The organism is Mycobacterium sp. NPDC050551 (assembly GCF_040674075.1).
Classification (GTDB): domain Bacteria; phylum Actinomycetota; class Actinomycetes; order Mycobacteriales; family Mycobacteriaceae; genus Mycobacterium.
In genome coordinates, this window is the sequence record NZ_JBFARC010000008.1 from 107271 (window position 1) to 128657 (window position 21387).

22 protein-coding genes are annotated in these 21387 nt (G+C 68.0%); 10 read left to right on the top strand and 12 right to left on the bottom strand.

Annotated elements, in window-relative coordinates; genetic code table 11:
• Positions 1 to 76 precede the first annotated feature (76 nt).
• The gene (locus tag AB0K11_RS26655) at positions 77 to 730 is read right to left on the bottom strand and encodes a TetR/AcrR family transcriptional regulator (protein ID WP_364984423.1); all 654 of its coding nucleotides are present in this window, start codon (positions 728 to 730) and stop codon (positions 77 to 79) included.
• Between the two features lie 189 nt (positions 731 to 919).
• On the opposite strand from AB0K11_RS26655, the gene AB0K11_RS26660 reads away from it, so the two are divergent.
• A complete protein-coding gene (locus AB0K11_RS26660; RefSeq protein WP_364984425.1) occupies positions 920 to 2107 on the top strand; it encodes an acyl-CoA dehydrogenase family protein in 1188 nt (395 codons plus the stop codon).
• Between the two features lie 27 nt (positions 2108 to 2134).
• A complete protein-coding gene (locus AB0K11_RS26665; RefSeq protein WP_364984427.1) occupies positions 2135 to 2917 on the top strand; it encodes an enoyl-CoA hydratase in 783 nt (260 codons plus the stop codon).
• A gap of 9 nt (positions 2918 to 2926) precedes the next feature.
• Here AB0K11_RS26665 and AB0K11_RS26670 read toward each other — a convergent pair whose 3' ends face one another.
• Genes AB0K11_RS26670 through AB0K11_RS26700 form a run of 7 tightly spaced genes read right to left on the bottom strand, consistent with a single transcriptional unit; the run spans position 2927 to position 8738 of the window.
• Entirely contained in the window at positions 2927 to 3739 is an 813-nt protein-coding gene (locus tag AB0K11_RS26670; RefSeq protein WP_364984429.1) for an acyl-CoA dehydrogenase family protein, read from the bottom strand.
• Between the two features lie 2 nt (positions 3740 to 3741).
• Positions 3742 to 4878 carry an acyl-CoA dehydrogenase family protein gene (locus AB0K11_RS26675; protein ID WP_364984431.1) on the bottom strand — a complete coding sequence of 379 codons (1137 nt, stop codon included), beginning with the start codon at positions 4876 to 4878 and terminating at the stop codon, positions 3742 to 3744.
• Complete coding sequence (locus tag AB0K11_RS26680; RefSeq protein ID WP_364984433.1) at positions 4875 to 5315, bottom strand: nuclear transport factor 2 family protein; 441 nt, start codon at positions 5313 to 5315, stop codon at positions 4875 to 4877. Before AB0K11_RS26680 ends, AB0K11_RS26675 begins: the two co-directional genes overlap by 4 nt.
• Complete coding sequence (locus AB0K11_RS26685; protein WP_364984435.1) at positions 5299 to 6519, bottom strand: amidohydrolase family protein; 1221 nt, start codon at positions 6517 to 6519, stop codon at positions 5299 to 5301. The genes AB0K11_RS26680 and AB0K11_RS26685 overlap by 17 nt, the downstream gene beginning before the upstream one ends.
• A 2-nt stretch (positions 6520 to 6521) precedes the next feature.
• The gene (locus tag AB0K11_RS26690) at positions 6522 to 6851 is read right to left on the bottom strand and encodes a hypothetical protein (RefSeq protein ID WP_364984437.1); all 330 of its coding nucleotides are present in this window, start codon (positions 6849 to 6851) and stop codon (positions 6522 to 6524) included.
• On the bottom strand, positions 6844 to 8196 hold the full coding sequence (locus AB0K11_RS26695; protein WP_264013263.1) for an aromatic ring-hydroxylating dioxygenase subunit alpha: 1353 nt from the start codon (positions 8194 to 8196) through the stop codon (positions 6844 to 6846). The genes AB0K11_RS26690 and AB0K11_RS26695 overlap by 8 nt, the downstream gene beginning before the upstream one ends.
• Positions 8196 to 8738, bottom strand: a complete 543-nt coding sequence (locus AB0K11_RS26700) for a carboxymuconolactone decarboxylase family protein (RefSeq protein ID WP_364984440.1) — start codon at positions 8736 to 8738, stop codon at positions 8196 to 8198. Before AB0K11_RS26700 ends, AB0K11_RS26695 begins: the two co-directional genes overlap by 1 nt.
• 258 nt (positions 8739 to 8996) lie before the next feature.
• Here AB0K11_RS26700 and AB0K11_RS26705 point away from each other — a divergent pair, with 258 nt between their 5' ends.
• The 6 genes from AB0K11_RS26705 (at position 8997) to AB0K11_RS26730 (ending at position 15867) form a co-directional block, all read left to right on the top strand.
• The gene (locus AB0K11_RS26705) at positions 8997 to 10292 is read left to right on the top strand and encodes an amidohydrolase family protein (RefSeq protein ID WP_364984442.1); all 1296 of its coding nucleotides are present in this window, start codon (positions 8997 to 8999) and stop codon (positions 10290 to 10292) included.
• 93 nt (positions 10293 to 10385) lie between these two features.
• The gene (locus tag AB0K11_RS26710; protein ID WP_364984444.1) at positions 10386 to 11552 is read left to right on the top strand and encodes an acyl-CoA dehydrogenase family protein; all 1167 of its coding nucleotides are present in this window, start codon (positions 10386 to 10388) and stop codon (positions 11550 to 11552) included.
• Positions 11552 to 12310, top strand: coding sequence for an SDR family NAD(P)-dependent oxidoreductase (locus tag AB0K11_RS26715; protein WP_364984446.1), 759 nt, complete (start codon positions 11552 to 11554; stop codon positions 12308 to 12310). Before AB0K11_RS26710 ends, AB0K11_RS26715 begins: the two co-directional genes overlap by 1 nt.
• 12 nt (positions 12311 to 12322) lie before the next feature.
• The gene (locus tag AB0K11_RS26720; protein WP_364984448.1) at positions 12323 to 13531 is read left to right on the top strand and encodes a CaiB/BaiF CoA-transferase family protein; all 1209 of its coding nucleotides are present in this window, start codon (positions 12323 to 12325) and stop codon (positions 13529 to 13531) included.
• Positions 13532 to 13556: 25 nt separating this feature from the next.
• Positions 13557 to 14705 carry a thiolase family protein gene (locus AB0K11_RS26725; protein ID WP_364984450.1) on the top strand — a complete coding sequence of 383 codons (1149 nt, stop codon included), beginning with the start codon at positions 13557 to 13559 and terminating at the stop codon, positions 14703 to 14705.
• A 13-nt stretch (positions 14706 to 14718) separates the two neighbouring features.
• The gene (locus AB0K11_RS26730; protein ID WP_364984452.1) at positions 14719 to 15867 is read left to right on the top strand and encodes an acyl-CoA dehydrogenase family protein; all 1149 of its coding nucleotides are present in this window, start codon (positions 14719 to 14721) and stop codon (positions 15865 to 15867) included.
• 11 nt (positions 15868 to 15878) lie between these two features.
• On the opposite strand, the gene AB0K11_RS26735 is transcribed toward AB0K11_RS26730, so the two are convergent.
• Positions 15879 to 16706, bottom strand: coding sequence for a class I SAM-dependent methyltransferase (locus AB0K11_RS26735; protein ID WP_364984454.1), 828 nt, complete (start codon positions 16704 to 16706; stop codon positions 15879 to 15881).
• Positions 16707 to 16912: 206 nt separating this feature from the next.
• Between AB0K11_RS26735 and AB0K11_RS26740 the strand changes: the two genes are divergently transcribed.
• On the top strand, positions 16913 to 17545 hold the full coding sequence (locus AB0K11_RS26740; RefSeq protein WP_364984456.1) for a TetR family transcriptional regulator: 633 nt from the start codon (positions 16913 to 16915) through the stop codon (positions 17543 to 17545).
• Between the two features lie 14 nt (positions 17546 to 17559).
• Positions 17560 to 18066, top strand: coding sequence for a hypothetical protein (locus AB0K11_RS26745; RefSeq protein ID WP_364984818.1), 507 nt, complete (start codon positions 17560 to 17562; stop codon positions 18064 to 18066).
• A 6-nt stretch (positions 18067 to 18072) separates the two neighbouring features.
• Here the strand turns inward: AB0K11_RS26745 and AB0K11_RS26750 are convergent, their stop codons facing one another.
• The 3 genes from AB0K11_RS26750 to AB0K11_RS26760 are packed head-to-tail and all read right to left on the bottom strand — an operon-like array spanning position 18073 to position 21376.
• Positions 18073 to 19038, bottom strand: a complete 966-nt coding sequence (locus AB0K11_RS26750; protein ID WP_364984820.1) for an NADPH:quinone oxidoreductase family protein — start codon at positions 19036 to 19038, stop codon at positions 18073 to 18075.
• 5 nt (positions 19039 to 19043) lie between these two features.
• Complete coding sequence (locus AB0K11_RS26755; protein WP_364984822.1) at positions 19044 to 20030, bottom strand: phosphotransferase family protein; 987 nt, start codon at positions 20028 to 20030, stop codon at positions 19044 to 19046.
• A 44-nt stretch (positions 20031 to 20074) separates the two neighbouring features.
• Entirely contained in the window at positions 20075 to 21376 is a 1302-nt protein-coding gene (locus AB0K11_RS26760) for an acyl-CoA dehydrogenase family protein (RefSeq protein ID WP_364984458.1), read from the bottom strand.
• Between the last annotated feature and the right edge of the window lie 11 nt (positions 21377 to 21387).

The following is a 21387-nucleotide window of genomic DNA, read 5'->3' on the forward strand; positions in this document are numbered from 1 at the left end:
TCTCAATAAGGGGCGGCGCGAGCCGTGGTGGCCACGATGTGAACGCCCTCTCGGCAGCCGAGAACTCGGTTCTCCGCTAGCTGGCGGCGAAGCCGTGGGAGCAGAAGTCCCACACCTCGTCCGCGCCGATCGGGTGGATGGTGGCGTCGTCGTTTCCGCCGCTGGACTGGGCGACGAACATGACGGTCTGCATCGTCATCGCCGCCATCCGCTTGGGGTTGATCCCGTCCCGCAGCCGGCCGGCCTCGCTGGCGTCTTCCATCAGCTCGGTGAGCAGGGCGAGCAACGGCGCATGAGCGATCTTCACCTCGGCCGGATGGGACACCAGCAACCGTGGTGCGAAGTCGGTGAACAGCGGCCGTTTGGCGCCGGGATCGGGCCTCGACGACTCGAACAGCAGCTGGATGGCCACTTTCAGGCGTTCGATCGGATCGGAGTGGCTGGCCGTCGCGGCGCGGATCTGCTCGGCCGACCGGCTCAGCGCGTCTTCGAAGAGCGCCAGCAGGAGCTCGTGTTTGCCGTCGAACTGCAGATAGAAACTCCGCAGCGACTGCCGTGAACGGTCGACGACCTCTTGCACGGTGAAATCGGTGCTGCCCTTTTCGATGATGATCGCCTGGGCGGCGTCCAGGAAGCGCTGGACCCGCTGTGCGGCGCGCAGCTTGGCGGTCTTGATGGACCGCTCGACGGCGCGCTGCTTCCAGGCCGGCTCTTCGCTGGGGGTGCTCACCGGCTGCTCAGACGCTTGCCGACTGGGGAGAACATGGATGAACTGTACCGGAGAACGCCTTGGCATTGTGGTCCTGGACCCCCTCGCGACCGACGTGCCTGAGATTGTAACTTTCTCACGATGAGAATAGTATTCTCATTCTGAGGAATAGAGAAGGCTTTCCACATTTGCGAGCGCCCCGGGAGTGCCGTGCAGCTGTCGTTTGACGCCGATGTCGAGGCGTTCCGGGCGGAATTCGCCGCCTTTCTCGACGAACATCTTCCCCCGCACGCGGAGGCCGTCGAGCGGCCGCGATCCACCGCGCACATCCCCGACTGGGCGCGGGCGTGGCAGCGCAAGCTGTTCGACCACGGCTGGCTGCTACCCGGACACGCCCCGGAGTTCGGCGGCCGCAACGCAACCCTGCTGCAGCAGTACGTCCATCAGCTCGAGCTGTCCCGGCGCCGGATCTACCTGAGCTTCAACCCGCAGGGCGTCGGCATCATCGCGGCGTCGCTGATCTCGTTCGGTACGCCCGAGCAACAGCAGCAGTGGGCGGTGCCGATCCTCAAGGCGGAGAAGACCGCCGCGCTCGGCATGAGCGAGCCGGGCGCGGGCTCCGACCTCGCATCGCTGCGTACCCGGGCGGTTCGGGAGGGCAGCGGCGACGACGCGGTGTTCGTCGTCAACGGACAGAAGGTGTGGACGTCGGGCGCCCACGACGCCGACATGGTGCTGACGTTCGTCCGCACCGATCCGGACGCGTCGAAGCACAGGGGGATCAGCGTGCTGATGATCCCGACCGACCTCCCAGGTGTGGTCCGCAGACCGTTCGCGTCCGTGTGCGACCGCGACGACCTCGACTTCAACGAGGTGTTCTTCAACGACGTGCGGGTGCCCGCCGCCAACCTGATCGGACCCGAGAACGACGGCTGGCGGGTGGCCAACGGTTCGCTCGGCCACGAGCGGAACATGCTGTGGCTGAGCTATGCCGACCGGTTGACCGACCTGATCGACGACTTCCGGCCGAGCACCACACTCGACCGTGACCGCTACGCGACGCTGGCGATGGACACCGAGGCGCTGCGCCTGCTCGGCTCCATCGCGCTCGCCCGCGCCGCGCGTGGCGACGAGGACCCCGCCGCGCTGTCGGTGCTCAAGCTGCTCGGATCGGAGGCCAACCAGACGGCCACCGAGCACGCGCTGGCCGCCGCGGGCGCCGACGGCCTGGCGCATCCGACGACCATCGGCCCGTACACGCCGCTGAACATCGAGGGCCACTCGTGCGGGTGGTTCGAGCGGTACACACGGAGCTTCGCCGGCACCATCGCCGGCGGCACCTCCGAGATCCAGCGCAACATCATCGCCCAGCGGGCGCTCGGCCTGCCCCGGACCTGATCGACCACCGAAACAGAGGACGCCACCGTGTACATCGACTACGACGTCGCCGACAAGATCGCCACCATCACGCTCAACCGGCCCGAGGCTGCCAACGCCCAGAACCCGGAACTGCTCGACGAACTCGACGCCGCCTGGACCAGGGCCGCCGAGGACCCCGAGGTGGTGGTGATCGTGTTGCGCGCCAACGGGAAACACTTCTCGGCCGGTCACGACCTGCGCGGTGGCGGGCCGGTGCCCGACAAGATCACGCTGGAATTCATCATCGGCCACGAGCACCGGCGCTACCTCGAGTACACCCTCAAGTGGCGCAACACGACCAAGCCGTCGATCGCGGCGGTCCAGGGCCGCTGCATCTCCGGGGGACTGATGCTGTGCTGGCCGTGCGACCTGATCGTGGCGGCCGACGACGCACTGTTCTCCGACCCGGTGGCGCTGATGGGCATCGGCGGCGTCGAATACCACGGCCACACCTGGGAACTCGGGCCGCGCAAGGCCAAGGAGATCCTGTTCACCGGTCGGCCGCTGACCGCCGAGGAGGCGGAGAAGACCGGCATGGTCAACAAGGTGGTGCCACGGGCCGACCTCGACGCGGAGACCAGGGCGCTGGCCGAGCAGATCGCCACGATGCCGCCGTTCGCGCTGCGTCAGGCCAAGCGCGCGGTCAACCAGACTCTCGACGTGCAGGGCTTCTACGCCGCCATCCAGTCGGTGTTCGACATCCACCAGACCGGCCACGGCAATGCGCTCAGCGTGAGCGGGTGGCCGGTGCTGGTGAACCTCGACGACATGAAGTCGAACGTCAAGTAGCGCAGCGGCCTAGAGCTGTGCGAGCCTCGGCGCCGAGCCGCGGGCCCGCAGCCCCGCCCCGGCCTTGCGGGTGAGTTCCTTCGAGCTGCCGAGCAGCCCGTCGAGCACCAGTGCGCGCTTCACGTGGTGGTGCAGTTCGTGCTCCTCGGTGAAGCCGATTCCGCCGAGCACCTGCTGGCAGTGCCGGGCCGCGGTCAGCGCGGCCTGTCCAGCTGCGGCCTTGGCCAGCATCGCGGTCAGGTCGGGGCTCTCGTTGCCGTGCAGGCCCAGTGTCGCCTCGGCGCCCTCGATGGCCACCAGCGTCTCGGCCAACCGGTGCCGCACGGCCTGGAAGCCCGCGATCGGCCGGCCGAACTGCACCCGGTCCAGCGCGTGCTGCCGGGCCAGCGCGAGCATCGCCCGAGCCGTGCCGCACAGCCACCAGCCGACCGCCTTGCGGGCCTCGCCCAGGCGCATCGTCTCGCCGTCGGGGATCACGCGCAGCGGCAGCCCGCCCAGCGTCTCGTTACCGCTCGCCTCGCCGCGCTCCCAGATCACCCAGGCGCCGCCGGCGTACGGCAGCGGCGGGGTTCCGCCGGGAAGGCCACCGATCGTCTCCAACAGCACATCGTTGAGAATCGATGCGTGCGTACCGGTTTCGCCCAGCAGCCGGAACACCAGCGGGATCGCCACGTCCGGCAGGTCGGCAAGCATCTCGGCCCAGCCCAGTTCGGCCAGCGCGGCGTCGAGGTCGGCGCCCGAGCGCGACAGCATCGACTTGCGCAGGCCGTCCTCGAGCAGGCCCAGGTCGACGTCAGTCTCCGTATCGGATGGCGAGGTCATCGTCATTCCTTCCCCAGGTCGAGCAGGCGGCGGGCGATGATGTTGCGCTGCACTTCGGCGGTGCCGCCGTAGATGGTGGCCGCACGCGAGTACAGGTACTCGGTGCGCCACTCGCTGTCCTCGAGTTCGATGACGCCGGGCAGCAATTCGCGCGCCGTGTCGTAGAGTCGCTGTTCGGCGCCGGACAACAACACCTTGTCGATCGAGGTCTCCGGGCCCAGCTTGTGACCGTCGGCGAGCCGGTACTGGGTGGCACGTGACCGGCACCGCAGGGTGTGCAGAGCCAGATAGGCCTCGCCGAGATCGGAGTCGGTGACCAGCCCGAGGTTCTTGACCTCGCCGATCAGTGCGTCGAACCGTGAGTACAGGTAGGCGATGCGCTGCCAGAAGCAGGTGGACCGTTCGTAGGGCAGCAGGTCCATCGCCAGCCGCCAGCCGTCACCGGGCTTGCCCAGCATCCGGCTCGCGTCGACCACGACGTCGTCGAAGTACACCTCGCAGAACTCGTCGACGTCGTGCATGGTCCGCAACGGGCGCACGGTGATGCCGGGGGTGTCGAGGTCGACGAAGAAGGCGGTGATCGCCTCGTGATTGGGAGTGTCGGCGTCACCGGTACGGGTGAGCAGCACGCACCGGTGCGAGTACTGGGCGAAGCTGGTCCACACCTTCTGCCCGTTGATGATGTAGCGGTCGCCGCCGGATTCGGGATCGAGCACCGCGCGGGTGGTCAGCGACGCCAGGTCACTGCCCGAGCCCGGCTCGGAGAACCCCTGACACCACTGCTCCTCGCCGCTGAGCAGTTTCGGCACCATCTCGGCGGCGAGTTCGGCTGGGGCGTAGTCGATCATCGTCGGCGCCAAAACCTCGAGCATGGAGTAGGGCCCGGGCTCGGCCAGCCGCCGGCCGACCACCTCTTCGCCCACGATGGCCCGCAGCATCGCCGGGCCACCGAGCCCGCCGGCGTGCTCCGGCCAGCCGTAGCGGCTCCAGCCTGCGTCGTACAGCGCCCGCTGCACCCGTGCGAACTGACGGACGTGCCCCTGCAGGGAGTGGTCGTCGGAGGGGGCCAGGTCGGGGTTGTCGCCGAGCCAGGTCCGCAGTGCCGTGCGGAACGTCGCGGGCTCGAAGAGATCGGTCACGCGCTCGGCCTGCCGATCGCATGCGGCCGGCCGTGGTCGTGGTCGCCGCTGCGTCGGATGAACGTCATGGCACGCGTCTTGATCCGCCAGCCGCCGTCGGTGCGGACGTAGGTGTCGTTGTAGTAGCCGATGCGCATGTCGTGCTTGGAGTGCTCGATGAAGCACAGCGGCTGGGTGCCGCTCGCGGTGTCCGCCCCGTCGACGAGGTCGACCAGGGCGGTGCCGGTCATGAAGAGCCCCTTGGGGGCCGCATCGACGAGGACGGGGAACCGGTCGAGTGTGTACGTCTCACCGAACGCGCTGTACGTGCCGTCCGGCGTGAACACGCTGACCAGCCCGTCGATGTCGCCCTGGGTGATGGTGACGGCGTACTTGGCCAGTACCTGTTGGATCTCGACCAGGTCGGATATCCGCTTGTCGTCAGTTGGCGCTGTCATTCTTGAAGACCTTACCGCCCTTCATTACGAAGTTGACATGTCGTGTAACGGTGATGTCGGCGATCGGGTCGCCCGGCACCGCGATGATGTCGGCGAGATAGCCCTCGGCGATCCGGCCGAGCCTGGTCGAGTTGATCAGTTCGGCGGCCACCACCGTCGCGGCCCTGAGCACCGCGGCGGGTGGCATCCCCCAGTCGACGAGCGTGACCAGTTCGTCGGCGTTCTTGCCGTGCGGGATGGCCGGTGCGTCGGTGCCGACGGCGATCTTCACACCGGCCTCGTAGGCCGCCTTGATCGAGGTGCGGGCCTTCGGGAACATCTCGGCGGCCTTGTCCTGCAACTCCTTCGGAGCGCGGGATACGTCCATCGCCTCGGCCAGTCGCCGGGTGGTGACCAGGAACCGGTCGTTGTCGACCAGCATCTGGATCGCCTCGTCGTCCATCAGGAAGCCGTGTTCGATGCAGTCGATGCCGCACGCCACCGCGTGCTTCACCGCCTCGGCGCCGTGCGTGTGGGCCGCGACCCGCAGCCCGCGCCGGTGCGCCTCGTCGACGATCGCGCGCAGCTCCTCGTCCGAATAGTGCTGTGCCCCGGCCTCTCCCGTCAGTGACATGACGCCGCCCGAGACGCAGACCTTGATCAGCTGGGCACCGTGCTTGATCTGGTAGCGGACCGCCTTGCGGATCTCGTCCACGCCGTTGGCGATGCCCTCCTCGACGGTGAGCTCGAGGGCGCCGGGCATGAACGCGGCGAACATCGTGGGGTCGAGGTGCCCACCCGTGGGGGTGATCGCGTGCCCGGCCGGGATGACTCGCGGCCCGTCGATCCACCCCGCGTCGATGGCCTTGCTCAGCGCGACATCCAGGAGATAACCACCGGTCTTGACGAACAGCCCGAGGTTGCGCACCGTGGTGAAGCCCGCGCGCAGGGTGCGGCGTGCGTTGCCCACCGAGCGCAACACGCGCGTCGCGGGATCGTCCTGCACCTGGGACAGTCCGGGGTTCTCACCCCGGCCGCCCATGAGCAGGTTGACCTCCATGTCCATCAGGCCCGGCAGCAGGATCGAGTCGCCGAGATCGAGGATCTCCCCCTCGGGTTCGCCCCCGACTCCGACGATCGTGTCGTCTTCGATCCTGACGATTCCCGGCCGGACGATCTCACCGGTGTCGACGTCGACCAGACCCGCCGCTCTGAGGGTCAGCACGACTAGACCACCGGCTCCTTGATGAGCTTGATGTAGGCCGCGCCGCTGTCGAGCACGCGCGGCTGCTTCCACACCTCGATCGGGAAACTCACCATGACGATCGACTGGCCAAGGTGCACCAGTGCTTTGGCGTCGTCCGGCATGCCCTCGAGCGGGAACCGGGCGTCGACGTAGACCATGATGTCTTCGAGGCGGGCGATGCCCGCGTCGTACAGTTCCTGCATCTCGGCCATCGTCGAGTTCAGCCGCTTCGCGTACCGCTCCTCCTCGGTGGGCAGGCACCAGTCGGCGAACCGCTCGAGATCGGCGAACTCCTCGGGCAACTTAGACATTCACTGAATCCTTCGCTGAGTCTTCCGACGTGGTGGCGGCGTGTTTCCCGTTGGGGGAACCGTTCCCCTTCGCCAGCGACTCCTTGTACCTGTCAACGTACTGGTGAGCCGTCATGTGCAGGTGGCGAAGCAGGATCTCCTGGTCGCACAGGGGGAAGTCCGTCACCACCCGGGTGCCGATCTGCGTCTGGGTGGCCTCGAGGGTGTTGGCGTCCTGGAATGCGTACTCCTTGAACGTCACCGCCGCCAGTTCCTGGGAGAGCCGTTCGCGGAGGTTCTTCGGCGGCACGAAGTAGAGGTCGGCCTCGAAGATGTGCTTGTCCACCGCGGTGGGCCAGTAGTTGTAGGTGAGGTACCACCCCGGGGCCCAGAACAGCAGGGTGAAGTTCGGGAAGAACTCGAACGAGTCGGTGCCCCAGGACTTGTGCCGCCCGGGGTTGATCGCCGGCGGCAGTTCCTCGGGCAGGATGCCCTTGATGTCGGGACGGTCCCACGGCCCGAACAGGCCGCTGTGCAGGATCCGCTCGATCGGCTTGACCATGCTGAGGTCCTTCGGCGGCGACATGCCGCCCCACGACGACACCATCGAGTGGTCACCCTTGATGTCGTATGCCAGCGCCTCGAAGCCGAACTTGGCCAGCTTCTCGGCCTCCTCCTTCTCCGCCTGCTTCATGTGCAGGATCGGCGCGTGGTAGAACTCGGTGAACGCGTCGATGAAGAGCTTCCAGTTCGCGTTGATCTCCGAGCGGTAGCTGTAGTGCTCGGTCATCTCGTGGAACGGATATCCCTCGAGCCCTTCGGCGAATTCACCGAGGTACTCCCGCAGCGGCGCGGCGTCGTCGTCGTAGTTGACGAAGATGAAGCCCTCCCACACCTCGCAGCGGACCGGCACCAGGCCGTAGTCGGACTTGTCGAGGTCGAAGAACTCACCCTCCTGCTGCACGAAGGTGAGGTCGCCGTTGAGCGCGTAGCGCCAGGCGTGGTACTTGCAGGTGAACTGCCTGCAGACGCCGGACACCTCTTCGCCGGGGAAGTCGCTCCACACCAGCTTGTTTCCGCGGTGCCTGCACAGGTTGTGGAAGGCGCGGACGACCTCCTCTTTGTCCTTGACGATGATCACCGAGGTACCGGGACCCACCGACGGCAGCTCACGGGTGAAGTAGCTGCCCTTCTTGGGCAACTGCTCGACGCGGCCGATCTTGAGCCAGGTCTTCTTGAAGATGGCCTGCTGTTCGAGCAGCCAGTGCTCCGGATCGATCGAGTCCTCGTAATTGACCGGCGCGGTGCCGAGTTCGGGCCAGTTCTCGGTCCAGCTGCCTGCTGCCGGTTTCTGGAAGAACGCCATCAGTGTGTTACCTCTCCTGCTTGGTCGAGCTGGACGCCGAACGTGTTGAAGGCCATGGCCAGCATGTTGTAGGTGCCGACGGTGAAGATGAGATCCATCCGCTGACGCTCGTCGAGACGCTCGCCGAGCGCGGTCCAGGTCTCGTCGGTCAGTCCGTTGTTGTCGTCGAGTTCGTCGACCGCGGCGAGCACGAGCCGGTCGAAGTCGTCGGCGGCCTCGCCGCGACGCACCGACTCGATCTCGTCGTCGGTGACGCCGAGCATCTTGGCCATCGACGTGTGGTGCGCCCACTCATAGGGGGATTCGCGTCGGTGTGCCACTCGCAGGATGGCGAGTTCGCGCAGCCGCGGGTCCAGCGTGGAGCTGAACAGCAGGTGCAGGTTCAGCGGCATGAACGCCTTGGTCAGCGCGGGGTGGTGGACCATGGTCGACATCGCGTTGCCTGCCCCATCGGGGTTCTGGCGGGCGCGCGGGAGGAAGCCGCGCAGCGATCCGACGACCTCGTCGTCCCATTCTTCTGCCGGCAACGGGGCCAGGCGCACGGTCTCTCCCTTCGTATGCGACCAGCGAGCGACTCTCACTTAGGAGAATCCGGTTCTCATTTCTGACTAAGAGGTTTCCATCTTTCGCCCCGATGGTCAATAGCAGACGTGTGACCAGCGGCGCAGCGGCCGGTGAAACCTGTGGTCGATCATGGTCTACGTTGATTCTCGCCGGGCGAGAAGCTAGTTTTCTCAGTAGGAGAACACAGTCGGGCAACACGTCACCGGCCCGCGCGGCCGGTATCGGAAGGAACCGCGATGAACTACGACGACATGATCCTGATCAGCGTGGACGATCACATCATCGAGCCGCCGGACATGTTCAAGAACCATCTGCCCGCGAAGTACCGGGACGAGGCGCCCCGACTGGTGCACAACCCGGACGGCTCGGACACCTGGCAGTTCCGCGACACGGTGATCCCGAACGTCGCGCTCAACGCGGTCGCGGGCCGGCCCAAAGAGGAGTACGGCCTGGAACCCCAGGGCCTCGACGAGATCCGCAAGGGCTGCTGGGATCCGAACGAGCGCGTCAAGGACATGAACGCCGGCGGCGTGCTGGCCACCATGAACTTCCCGTCGTTCCCGGGCTTCGCGGCACGGCTGTTCGCCACCGAGGATGCGGAGTTCTCGCTGGCGCTGGTGCAGGCCTACAACGACTGGCACATCGACGAGTGGTGCGGGTCCAACCCCGGGCGGTTCATCCCGATGGCGATCCCGGCGATCTGGGATCCGCAGCTGTGCGCCGACGAGGTGCGCCGGGTGTCGAAGAAGGGCGTGCACTCGCTGACGTTCACCGAGAACCCCTCGACCCTGGGCTACCCCTCGTTCCACGATCTCGAGCACTGGAAGCCGTTGTGGGAGGCGCTGGTCGAGACCGAGACCATCATGAACGTCCACATCGGCTCGTCGGGGAAGCTGGCGATCACCGCACCGGATGCGCCGATGGACGTGATGATCACACTGCAGCCGATGAACATCGTGCAGGCCGCGGCGGATCTGTTGTGGTCCAAGCCGATCAAGGAGTATCCCGACCTGAGGATCGCGCTGAGCGAGGGCGGCACCGGGTGGATCCCGTACTTCCTCGACCGGGTGGACCGCACTTACGACATGCACTCGACGTGGACCCATCAGGACTTCGGCGGCAAGCTGCCCTCGGAGGTGTTCCGCGAGCACTTCCTGACGTGCTTCATCTCCGACCCGGTCGGGGTGAAGAACCGCCACGAGATCGGCATCGACAACATCTGCTGGGAGATGGACTACCCGCACAGCGACTCGATGTGGCCCGGCGCGCCCGAAGAACTCGGCAAGGTGTTCGACACCTACGACGTGCCCGACGACGAGATCAACAAGATCACCCACGAGAACGCGATGCGCTGGTACCACTTCGAACCCTTCAAGCACATCCCGAAGGAGCAGGCGACCGTCGGGGCGCTGCGCAAGGCGGCCGAGGGCCACGACGTGTCGATCCAGGCGCTGTCGAAGAAGGAGAAGACGGGCGCCAACTTCGCCGACTTCCAAGCCAATGCGAAAGCCGTCAGCGGCGCCAGGGACTGAGGCCGGCGGCGCACCACCGGCGCGGCGACACGATCCGGTCGCGCCGGTGCACAGAGTTCGATGACGAGGACGGAGATTGCAGTGTCGGGCGGAATGAGCTTCGAGCTCACCGAGGACCAGGAACTGATCCGCAAGTCGGTACGGGAACTGGCCTCGAAGTTCGATGACAACTACTGGATGGAGAAGGACCTCGCGCACGAGTTCCCGCGCGAGTTCTACGACGCCATCGCCAGTGGCGGCTGGCTGGGGATGACCATCCCCGAGGAGTACGGCGGGCACGGCCTCGGCATCACCGAGGCGACCATCCTGGCCGAGGAGGTGGCCCGCTCCGGTGGTGCGATGAACGCCGCCAGCGCCATTCACCTGTCGATCTTCGGCATGCAGCCGGTGGTGGTGTTCGGCTCCGACGAGATGAAGGCGGCCACGCTGCCCCGGATCGTCGACGGGTCGCTACACGTGTGCTTCGGCGTCACCGAACCCGGTGCGGGACTCGACACCTCGCGCATCACCACCTTCGCCAAGCGGGACGGCGGCGATTACGTCATCAACGGCCGCAAGGTGTGGATCTCCAAGGCGCTCGAGTCGGAGAAGATCCTGCTGCTGGCCCGCACCACGCCCTACGACGACGTCACGAAGAAGACCGACGGCCTGTCGCTGTTCCTCACCGACCTCGACCGCGACCACGTCGACATCCGGCCGATCAAGAAGATGGGCCGCAACGCCGTCAGCTCCAACGAGTTGTTCATCGACGATCTGCGCGTGCCGGTCGAGGACCGGATCGGCGACGAGGGCAAGGGTTTCCAGTACATCCTGCACGGGCTCAACCCCGAGCGGATGCTGATCGCCGCCGAGGCGCTCGGCATCGGACGCGTGGCGCTGGACCGTGCGGTGAAATACGCCAACGAGCGGGTGGTGTTCGGCCGGCAGATCGGCATGAACCAGGGCATCCAGTTCCCGCTGGCCGATTCGCTGGCCCGCCTCGACGCCGCGGAACTGATCCTGCGCAAGTCGACCTGGCTCTACGACAACGGCAAGCCCTGCGGCCGCGAGGCCAACATGGCCAAGTACCTCTGCGCCGACGCGGGATTCGGCGCCGCCGACCGTGCCCTGCAGACGCACGGCGGCATGGGGTACTCGGAGGAGTACAACATCTCCCGCTACTTCCGCGAGTCGCGGCTGATGAAGATCGCCCCGGTGAGCCAGGAGATGATCCTGAACTTCCTGGCGGCGAATGTGCTCGGCCTGCCCAAGAGTTACTGATGAGCGGCTATTTCGATCTGACCGGCCGCGCGGCGCTGGTCACCGGAGCCGCGGGCGGCATCGGCTCGGCGGTCGCCACCGCGCTGGCCGAGGCCGGCGCGGCGGTGCTGGTCACCGACCTCGACAAGGACGCGGCGGCCGCGGTCGCCGAGCGCATCGCGAACGCGGGCGGCACGGCGCAGGCCGCGGCGCTCGACGTGTCGGATCCCGACTCGGCTGCGGCCGCCACCCAGCAGGCGGCCGGCCTGGCCGACGGCGCGCTGCACATCGTGGTCAACAACGCCGGGGTGACCCGGCCGTCGATGTTCGGCAAGACGACCCAGGACTCGATGCGGCTGCTGTTCGACGTGCACGTGCTCGGGGCGTTCACCGTCACCCAGGCGGCGCTGCCGTACGTGCCGACCGACGGCACCGGGCGGATCATCAACGTGACGTCCGCGGCAGGCCTGACCGGCACGCTGGGCCAGGTGAACTACTCGGCCGCCAAGGCGGCGATCATCGGTTTCACCAAGTCACTGGCCCGCGAACTGGCCATCAAGAACATCATGGTCAACGCGCTGGCTCCGCTGGCGGCCACGCCGATGACCGAGACCATCCGCACCAACGAGAAGTTCGCGGCCAACATGATGAACCGCATCCCGCTGAAGCGGTGGGCCGAACCCTCCGAGGTGGCAGGCGCGTTCGTCTTCATGGCCTCCGACGCCGCGTCGTACGTCACCGGCCAGGTGCTGCCGGTCGACGGCGGCATGGTCATGTGATGATCGGACACGATGACTGATCAGGCGCCGCTCGCCGGCATCACCGTGGTGACGCTGGAGCAGGCGGTGTCGGCGCCGATGTGCACCCGGGTCCTCGCCGACTTCGGCGCCCGGGTGATCAAGGTGGAGAACCCCAACGGTGGCGACTTCGCCCGCCACTACGACGACGTCGTCAAGGGCCAGGCCGCCCACTTCGTGTGGTGCAACCGCGGCAAGGAGTCGGTCACGCTCGACCTCAAGGCCGCAGGCGGCATGGAGGTGCTTCACCGGCTGCTCGACGGCGCCGACGTGCTGGTGTCCAATCTGGCGCCGGGTGCGATGGCGCGGATGGGCCTGGCCGCCGCGGACCTGGAAGTTCGTCACCCGCAAGTGATCCCGGTGGAGATCGATGGTTACGGACCCGGGGGACCGATCTCGGAGAAGCGGGCGTACGACCTGCTCATCCAGGCCGAATCAGGCGCGTGCGCGGTCACCGGGTATCCCGGCATGCCGGCCAAACCCGGTCCGCCGGTGGCCGACATCTCGACCGGGCTCTACGCGGCGCTGTCGATCGTGACGCTGCTCTACGCCCGCGGGCACCGCAGCGGCGGCACGGCCCCGTCGGTGGCCGTCAGTCTCTTCGACACCATGACCGACATCATGGGCTATCAGCTCACCTACACCCAGCACTCCGGCATCGACCAGGAGCCGCTCGGCATGAGTTCGCCCGCGGTGGCGCCCTACGGTTCGTTTCCCACCGGTGACGGCCAGACCGTCGTGCTCGGCACCACGAACGACCGTGAGTGGCAACGGCTCGCCCGCGAGATCATCGACCGGCCCGATCTGGCCGACGACGCGGCGTACGCCACCAACTCCGACCGCGTCCGACGCCGCGACGCGCTCAACGACGCGATCGGAACGTGGTGTGCCCAGCACGATCTGGCGCACATCCAGAAGAAGGCCGACGCCGCCGGGATCGGCAACTCCCGCTACAACCTGCCCAGCGAGGTCGTCGCACACCCGCACCTGGCCGCCCGCGACCGGTGGCGGCCGGTGGACACCCCGGGGGGCGAGATCATGGCGCTGCGCCCGCCGCCGGTCATCTCGGACTTCGAGCAGCCGATGGGCGCCGTGCCGGGGCTGGGGCAGCACACCGACGACGTGCTCAGCGGGATCGGCCTGACCGCCGAGGAGATCGCCGCGCTGCGCGAGCAGCGGGCGATCGGCCCTGCCTACCAGTAGTTCTCGAGTGGATCGGAGCAGTCTCATGCGCGAAACGGTGATCGTCGAGGCGGTGCGCACGCCGGTCGGCAAGCGCAACGGCGGCCTGTCGGGGATGCACGCGGCGGACCTGTCCGCGATCGTGCTCAACGAACTCGTCGAACGCGCCGGTGTCGACCCCGACGTGATCGACGACGTGGTGTGGGGCTGCGTCTCGCAGGTCGGCGACCAGTCGAGCAACATCGGCCGGTATTCGGTGCTGGCCGCGGGCTGGCCCGAACACATCCCCGGCACGACGGTGAACCGCGCGTGCGGGTCCAGCCAGCAGGCGCTGGACTTCGCCGTGCAGGCGGTGATGTCGGGTCAGCAGGACATCGTGGTGGCCGGCGGTGTCGAGGTGATGAGCCGGGTGCCGCTCGGCGCCGCGCGGTCGACCGGGATGCCCTACGGCCCGAAAGTGCTTGCGCGCTACCCGGACTTCGGATTCAACCAGGGCATCTCGGCGGAGCTGATCGCCGAGAAGTGGGGCTTCTCCCGCACCCGGCTCGACGAGTACTCGGTGCGCTCGCACGAACTGGCCGCCGCCGCGCAGGACGACAAGGCGTTCGACGCGCAGATCGTGCCGGTGTTCCCGGACGGCGCCGAGCCGGTGGTCGCCGACGAAGGCGTCCGGCGGGGCAGCACGGTCGAGAAACTCGCCGGGCTCAAGCCGGCGTTCGCCGAGGACGGCGTCATCCACGCCGGCAACTCGTCACAGATCTCCGACGGCGCCGCGGCGCTGCTGGTGATGTCCGAGGACAACGCGATCGCACTCGGCCTGACCCCGCTCGTGCGCTACCGCGCAGGCGCGGTCACCGGTGCCGATCCGGTGCTGATGCTCACCGGGCCGATCCCGGCCACCGAGAAGGTGCTGCACAAGGCGGGCGTCGGGATCGACGAGATCGGCGTGTACGAGGTCAACGAGGCGTTCGCACCGGTTCCGCTGGCGTGGCTCGCCGACACCGGCGCCGACGAGGCCAGGCTCAACCCGCTCGGCGGGGCGATCGCGCTGGGCCACCCGCTCGGCGCATCCGGCGCGGTGCTGATGACCCGGATGATCCATCACATGCAGCACAACGGAATTCGCTACGGGTTGCAGACCATGTGCGAGGGCGGCGGCACCGCCAACGCCACGCTGGTCGAACTCGTCGCCTGACGCTAGGAGACCCATGCAGCGGAACCTGTTCACCGAGGACCACGAGGCGTTCCGGCAGCTCGCCCGCGACTTCGTCGAGAAGGAGGTGGTGCCGAGCTACCCGGAGTGGGAGAAGGCCGGCCGGATGCCGCGCGACGTCTTCAAACAGATGGGCGCGCTCGGCATGCTCGGCATGGCGATCCCGGAGGAGTACGGCGGTTCGGGCATCCCCGACTACCGCTACAACGTGGTGTTGCAGGAGGAGGCGGCGCGGGCACTGGTGACGCTGTCGACGGTGCGCACCCAACTCGAGGTGATCCTGCCGTACTTCCTGCACTACGCGAACGACGAACAGCGCAGCCGCTGGTTCCCCGGTCTGGCCGACGGCACCCTGCTGTCCGCCGTCGCGATGACAGAGCCCGGAACGGGTTCGGACCTCGCCGGGGTGCGGACCACCGCGGTGCGCGACGGTGGCGACTGGATCGTCAACGGCGCCAAGACGTTCATCACCGGTGGGATCCAGGCCGATCTGGTGGTGGTCGTCGCGCGCACGTCCACCGACCCGGACAACCGTCGTAAGGGGTTGTCCCTGCTGGTGGTCGAGGACGGTATGGCCGGCTTCACCCGCGGTCGCGAGCTCGAGAAGATGGGCTGCAAGGTGCAGGACACCGCCGAGCTGTCCTTCGCCGACGTCCGGGTACCCGCGGCGAACCTGCTGGGGGAGGAGGGCGAGGCGTTCTCCTACCTCGGCCACAACCTGCCGCAGGAGCGGCTGACGGTGGCGGTCGGTTCGGTCGCCCAGGCCCGTTCGGCCATCACCGCGGCCATCGGGTACACCCGCGACCGCAAGGCGTTCGGCACCCCGGTGGCGTCTTTCCAGAACACGAAGTTCGAGTTGGCCTCCTGCTCGACGGAGGTGGAGGCGGCCCAGGCGATGCTCGACCGCGCGGTGGCGCTGCACGTCGACGGCGAACTGTCGCCCGCCGACGCGGCACGGGTCAAGCTGTTCTGCACCGAGATGCAGGCCCGCGTGGTGGACCGCTGCCTGCAGTTGTTCGGCGGCTACGGGTACATGATGGAGTACCCGATCGCCCGGCTGTACACGGACGCGCGGGTGGCCCGCATCTACGCGGGCACCAGCGAGGTGATGAAGGTGATCATCGCCAAGTCGCTCGGCCTGTAGAGCCGCGTCCGTCAGGCCTTGACCGCGGTCAGCAGCAGGTACTCCCAGTCCATGCTCTTCGACGCGCCCAGCACGCTGTCACCCACCTCGGCGATCTCCGCGTCGAGCGCCGCCACCCGGTCCGGGTCGCCTTCGATGTTGCGGTAGACGGCGATAGTCGGCCCGTAGGTGGCTTTGAAGTAGTCGCGGAACTCCGCGCCGTCGGCGAAGTGGTCGACCGTCAGCATCCTGCGCTCGGTGACGACGTCGGTGACGCGGTCGCCCAACAGAGCGCGGACGTGATCCTCCCGGCCCCACAGCGGCGGGGGCTGCGCACCCTCGGGGGGTGGCGGAGCGTACGGCTTCATCGCCGCCCACAGCTTGCCGATGTGACCCTCGGGTGTCCAGGAGATCAGCCCGATCCTGCCGCCCGGCTTGCAGACCCGCACCATCTCGTCGGCAGCCTGCTGGTGGAACGGGGCGAACATCACGCCGATGGACGACATCACCACGTCGAATTCGTCGTCGCCGAACGGCAGTTCGTGCGCGTTCGCCTCGCGCCACTCGAGTTCGACGCCGCGCTCGGCGGCCGACCGGGCGCCGGCCTCCAACAGATCAGGGCACAGATCGCTGGCGACGACGCTCGCCCCGGTCTGCGCGGCGGGGATCGATGCGTTGCCGGTGCCGGCCGCCACGTCCAGCACGCGGTCGCCCTCGGCGATCCCGGTCGCGGCCACCAGCACGGGGCCGAGCGGTGACACCAGCTCCGCCGCGAGCCTCGGATAGTCACCCGTGGCCCACATGGCGCGGTGCTTGGTCGCCACCGCCTGATGGTCGACGGTCGATGACGGGTTGGTCATTGTGGCCTCCTCGGTGTGTGTGCGCCCCTTCACATCGTGCGCTCACCCGCGTGGGGCCGGGGCGGTTCTGCCACCTTGGTCGCGACAGCCGCAGCGGCTGACCAGCGTGTGATCTGCCGCTGAAACCTTTGTCTGCTGAGACTCTTGTCACACCGACCAAACCAACCTACTGTGTGTTCAGTCGGTTGGTTGAACGAAGGAGTTCGGTGTCCGCGCTGCAGTCGCCACGGCCCTACGCCACATTGCTCGCCAAGGGTGAGGACCGTCGCCAGCGCATCCTCGGAGTCGCCGAACGGCTGCTGGCCCGCAACGGCTGGCGCAACACCTCGCTGGCTCAGATCGCCCGCGAGGCGGGGGTGACGCCCGCCGGGCTGCTGCATCACTTCGAATCGAAGGAACAGCTGCTCAACGCGGTTCTCGACGCCCGCGACTTCGACGATGACACCCACGCCGACCGCTCCGGCGACCTGTTCCAGGAGATCGCGCGGGTGGCCGAACGCTTCCAGCGGGCGCCCGAACTGGTGGGCACGTTCACGGTGCTGCTGGTGGAGAACATCGCGCCCGACGCGCCGCTGCACGACCGGCTCGTCACACGGCACCGGGCCGCGGTGGACATCGTGGCCGAGATCATCCGACGCGGTCAGCTCGCCGGTCGGTATCGCCAGGGGATCGACGCGGCCACCAAGGCCGTCGAGATCCTCGCCTTCGTCAACGGAATGGAGACCTCATGGTTACTCGATCCTTCGATACCCCTGACCGAGGCGTTCAAGGGGTACGCCGAGATGCTGGCCCGCGAGTTCACCCCCGTGGCGGACCACAGCGTGGTGATGGCGAAGTGAGCGTGGAATTCGACATGAGGTACCGGCTCGACGTCGTCGCCCCCTCGGTGTGCGACGCCGTGAAGTTCGCCGGCGGCTGGCTCTACGACCGCGCGATGGCGGGCTGGGACGTCACCGTGCTGCTCGATTGCGACGGCGAGGACGTGCGGCCGCTGGAGATCCTCGGCGCGGTCGTGATGGATCTCGAGTCGGTGCTGCAGTCATGGGCCCAGCGGCCTCATCCGCAGACCGTCGCGGTGTCGGCCGATATGTTCGCCGCCGACCCCCGGGTGCGCATGCATGTGCTCACCGCGCTGAACCAGGGCATGACGGAGGTCACCCTGTGGGGTGAGCAGTGGCCGGCCGAGCTGGAGAGCAACGTCGACTCGGTACGGCACGAACTCAGCGCGGCGGCCCGGGCGTTCAAGGCCCAGGCGCTGACCGCCGTGGGCGACCCGAACAGCGTGGGCTACATCGAGACCTTCCGCTGCGGTGAGATGGCGTGTCCCTCGGTGGCCGCGGATCTGATCCCGGCCGGCTGACGCGGATCACCGGAGGTCGATGACCACCTTGCCGACGGCCTGACCGTCGGCCACCCGACGCAGCGCAGACGCCGCGTCGGCGAGCGGATAGACCGCGCCGATGTGCGGGGCCACGCGTCCCGACTCGAACAGCGCCCGCAATTCGCGCTCGTTGCGGGTGTATTCGCCGGGGTCGACGTCACCGAACTGGAATCCGACGATCTGCACGCCCTTCACGAGCACCAGGTTGAGCGGGATACGCGGGATCTCACCGGAGGCGAAGCCGACCGTGACGAACCGGCCACCGCGGCGCAGCGACCGCAGGGCGGGCTCGGACAGGGATCCGCCGACCGGGTCGAGGACCGCGGCCGCGCCGTCGGGAACCGCGTCGCGCAGTGCTTGGCGCAGCTCGCCGGCACGGTGGTCGACGACGTGGCGGGCCCCGTGTTCGGCGGCGGCGGCCAGCTTCTCGGCGGAGGAGGCGACCGCGACGACCTCGGCGCCCAGTGCCGCGCCGAGCGTCACCGCGGCCAGCCCGACACCGCCACCGGCGCCCAGCACGATCAGCGGGTCGCCTGCGCCGATCCGCGCCGTCGAACGCAACGCGTGGTAGGCCGTGCGATAGGCCACCCCGAACGCCGCCGCGGCCGGCATGTCCACACCGTCGGGGATGGGCTGCACGCCGTCGGCGGCCACCGCGACCTCCTCGGCGAACGCCCCGTACATCGCGGTGCCGCTCACCCGGTCGCCGACCGCGACATCCGTTGTGTGCGGACCGCATTCGACGACCGTGCCGGCGAACTCGCTGCCCGGCACGAACGGCGGCGCGACGCTGAGCTGGTAGTCGTCGGCGATCAGCAGCACATCGGGGAAGTTCACCGCGGCGGCCTCCACCCGCACCCGCACCTGTCCGGCCGCAGGAACCGGTGCAGGCATCCGTTCGATGCGCACCACCTCCGGCGGCCCGTACCGCGGGCAGACGGCGGCCCTGATCGTCGTCACCGGTAGTCGGTGGATTCGGCGAGATCGGCGGCCGAGGCCATCAGGGCGGGCACGATCGGACCGAACGCCTGCAGCTTCTCGTCGTCACCCGCACGCTGGTAGCCCTGTTCGAGCACGATCGCGAGCTTCCACCGGGCCAGCACCAGGTAGTAGTCAAGGTCGTCGACCTGTCGTCCGGAGACCTCGGCCCAGTGCGCGACGACCTGGTCGCGCGACGGCATCCCACGCATGTCGACGTAGTCCATCTCCGACGGCTGCGGATCGTCGGTGTCGGCCGGCCAGCTCATCACCATCCACGCCAGGTCGAGCTTCGGGTCGCCGACGGTGCCCATCTCCCAGTCGACGATCGCCGCCATCCGGGCCGGCGCGCCGTGCCGGTACATGACGTTGGCGAACTGGTAGTCGCCGTGCATCAGGCCGGGGACGAAGTCGAGCGGCCGATGGGCACGCAGCCACGCGGTGGCGGTGTCGAGGCCGTCGATGTCGCGGCCTTTGATGCGGTCGAAGAATCCGGTCCAGCGGTCCACCTGTCGCTCGTGGAATCCGTCGGGCCTACCCAGATCGGCGAGCCCGCGACCACGCCAGTCGACCTTCGACAGCAGCGCGATGCCCTCGGCGAGCTGGTAGGCCAGGCCGGGCCGGGCGGCGGGGTCGGAACCGAACGGCTCCGGCCACTGCCGTTGATCCATCGGCGACCAGCCGTCCACGAATCCCATCAGGTAGAACGGCCGGCCCAGCACCGCCGGGTCGGCGCACACCCCGATCGCGGCGGTGTGCGGCACCTCGGTGCCGTCGAGCGCCTCGATGATGCGCCACTCCCTCAGGATGCCCCTGTCCCTGTCGGGCGGGGCGCCGGGCGGGGGCATGCGCAGCACGCAATTCGTTGCGCCGCGGCGGATCTCATAGATCACGTTCTGCGTTCCGCCGGACAGGAAGCGGGTCTGGAGCGGCTCTCCGGCACCGGGCAGCGAAGCCTCGTCCATCCATGCGGCGAGTCGCGCGGTGTCCAGTCCGCTGTCCGAGTCGCTCACAGGTTGCCGACCTCGTTCTCCAGGAAGTCGGCGTACTTCGCCCGGGCCGCCTCGCGCTTGCGCGGAATCCACTCGGTGGGCCAGACGTCGTCGGTGGGCCGGTAGTCGCGCAGCACCTGCTTGGCCACCGTGGTCTTGTGCACCTCTGTCGGCCCGTCGGCCAGGCCCATCACCGCGGCGCCGGTCACCATGCCGAGGAACGGCATCTCGTTGGTCACGCCGAGCGCGCCGTGAACCTGCATGGCACGCCAGGCGATGTCGTGCAGCACGGTCGGCATCGCCACCTTGACCGCGGCGATGTCCTTGCGGACCTTCTTGTAGTCGTTGTACTTGTCGATCTCCCACGCCGTGTAGAGCACCATCAGCCGGAACTGCAGCAGCTGTGCATACGAGTCGGCGATGTAGCCCTGCACGAACTGCTTGTCGGAGAGCCGGCTGCCCTGGGTCTCCCGGCTGAGCGCCCGTTCGCACATCATGTCGATCGCTCTGCGGGCCAGGCCGATCGTGCGCATGGCGTGGTGGATCCGACCGCCGCCGAGCCGGGTCTGCGCGATGACGAACGCCTGACCCTCACCGCCGAGGAGCGCCTCGGCGGGCACCCGGACGTTGTCGTAGTGGATCAGGGCATGGCTGCCCTCGTTCTCCCGCTCGCCGTAGAGCCCGATGTTGCGCACGATGTCGACGCCGGGGGTGTCGGTGGGCACCAGGAACATCGACATTCCCTGGTAGGCGCTGACATCCGGGTTGGTCACCACCATCACGATGAGGAAGGACGCGGTCGCGGCATTCGACGAGAAGAACTTCTGGCCGTTGATCACCCAGTCGTCGCCGTCACGTACCGCGCTCGTGCGGAACAGCGTCGGGTCGGCACCGGCATGCGGCTCGGTCATCGAGTAGCAGGAGAACATCTCACCGTCCAGCAGCGGGCGCAGATAGCGCTCCTTCTGGGCGTCGGTGCCGTAGTGCGCGATGATCTCGGCGTTGCCGGTGTCGGGCGCCTGGCAGCCGAAGACGATGGGAGCCCACTGCGAACGGCCGAGGATCTCGTTGAGCAGCGCCAGCTTCAACTGCCCATAGCCCTGACCGCCGAGGTCGGCGCCCAGGTGCGTGGCCCACAGCCCGCGGCGGCGCACCTCCTCCTTGAGCGGGCCCACGACCTTGCGCCGGTTCGCGTCCAGCGGCATGAACTGCTGGTGCGGGAAGGCGAGGTCGAGTGGTTCGACCTCCTCGCGGACGAACTCGTCGGCCCAGTCGAGCACCTTCTGGTATTCGGGGTCGGTCTCGAAATCCCACGCCATCGTGGTCTCCT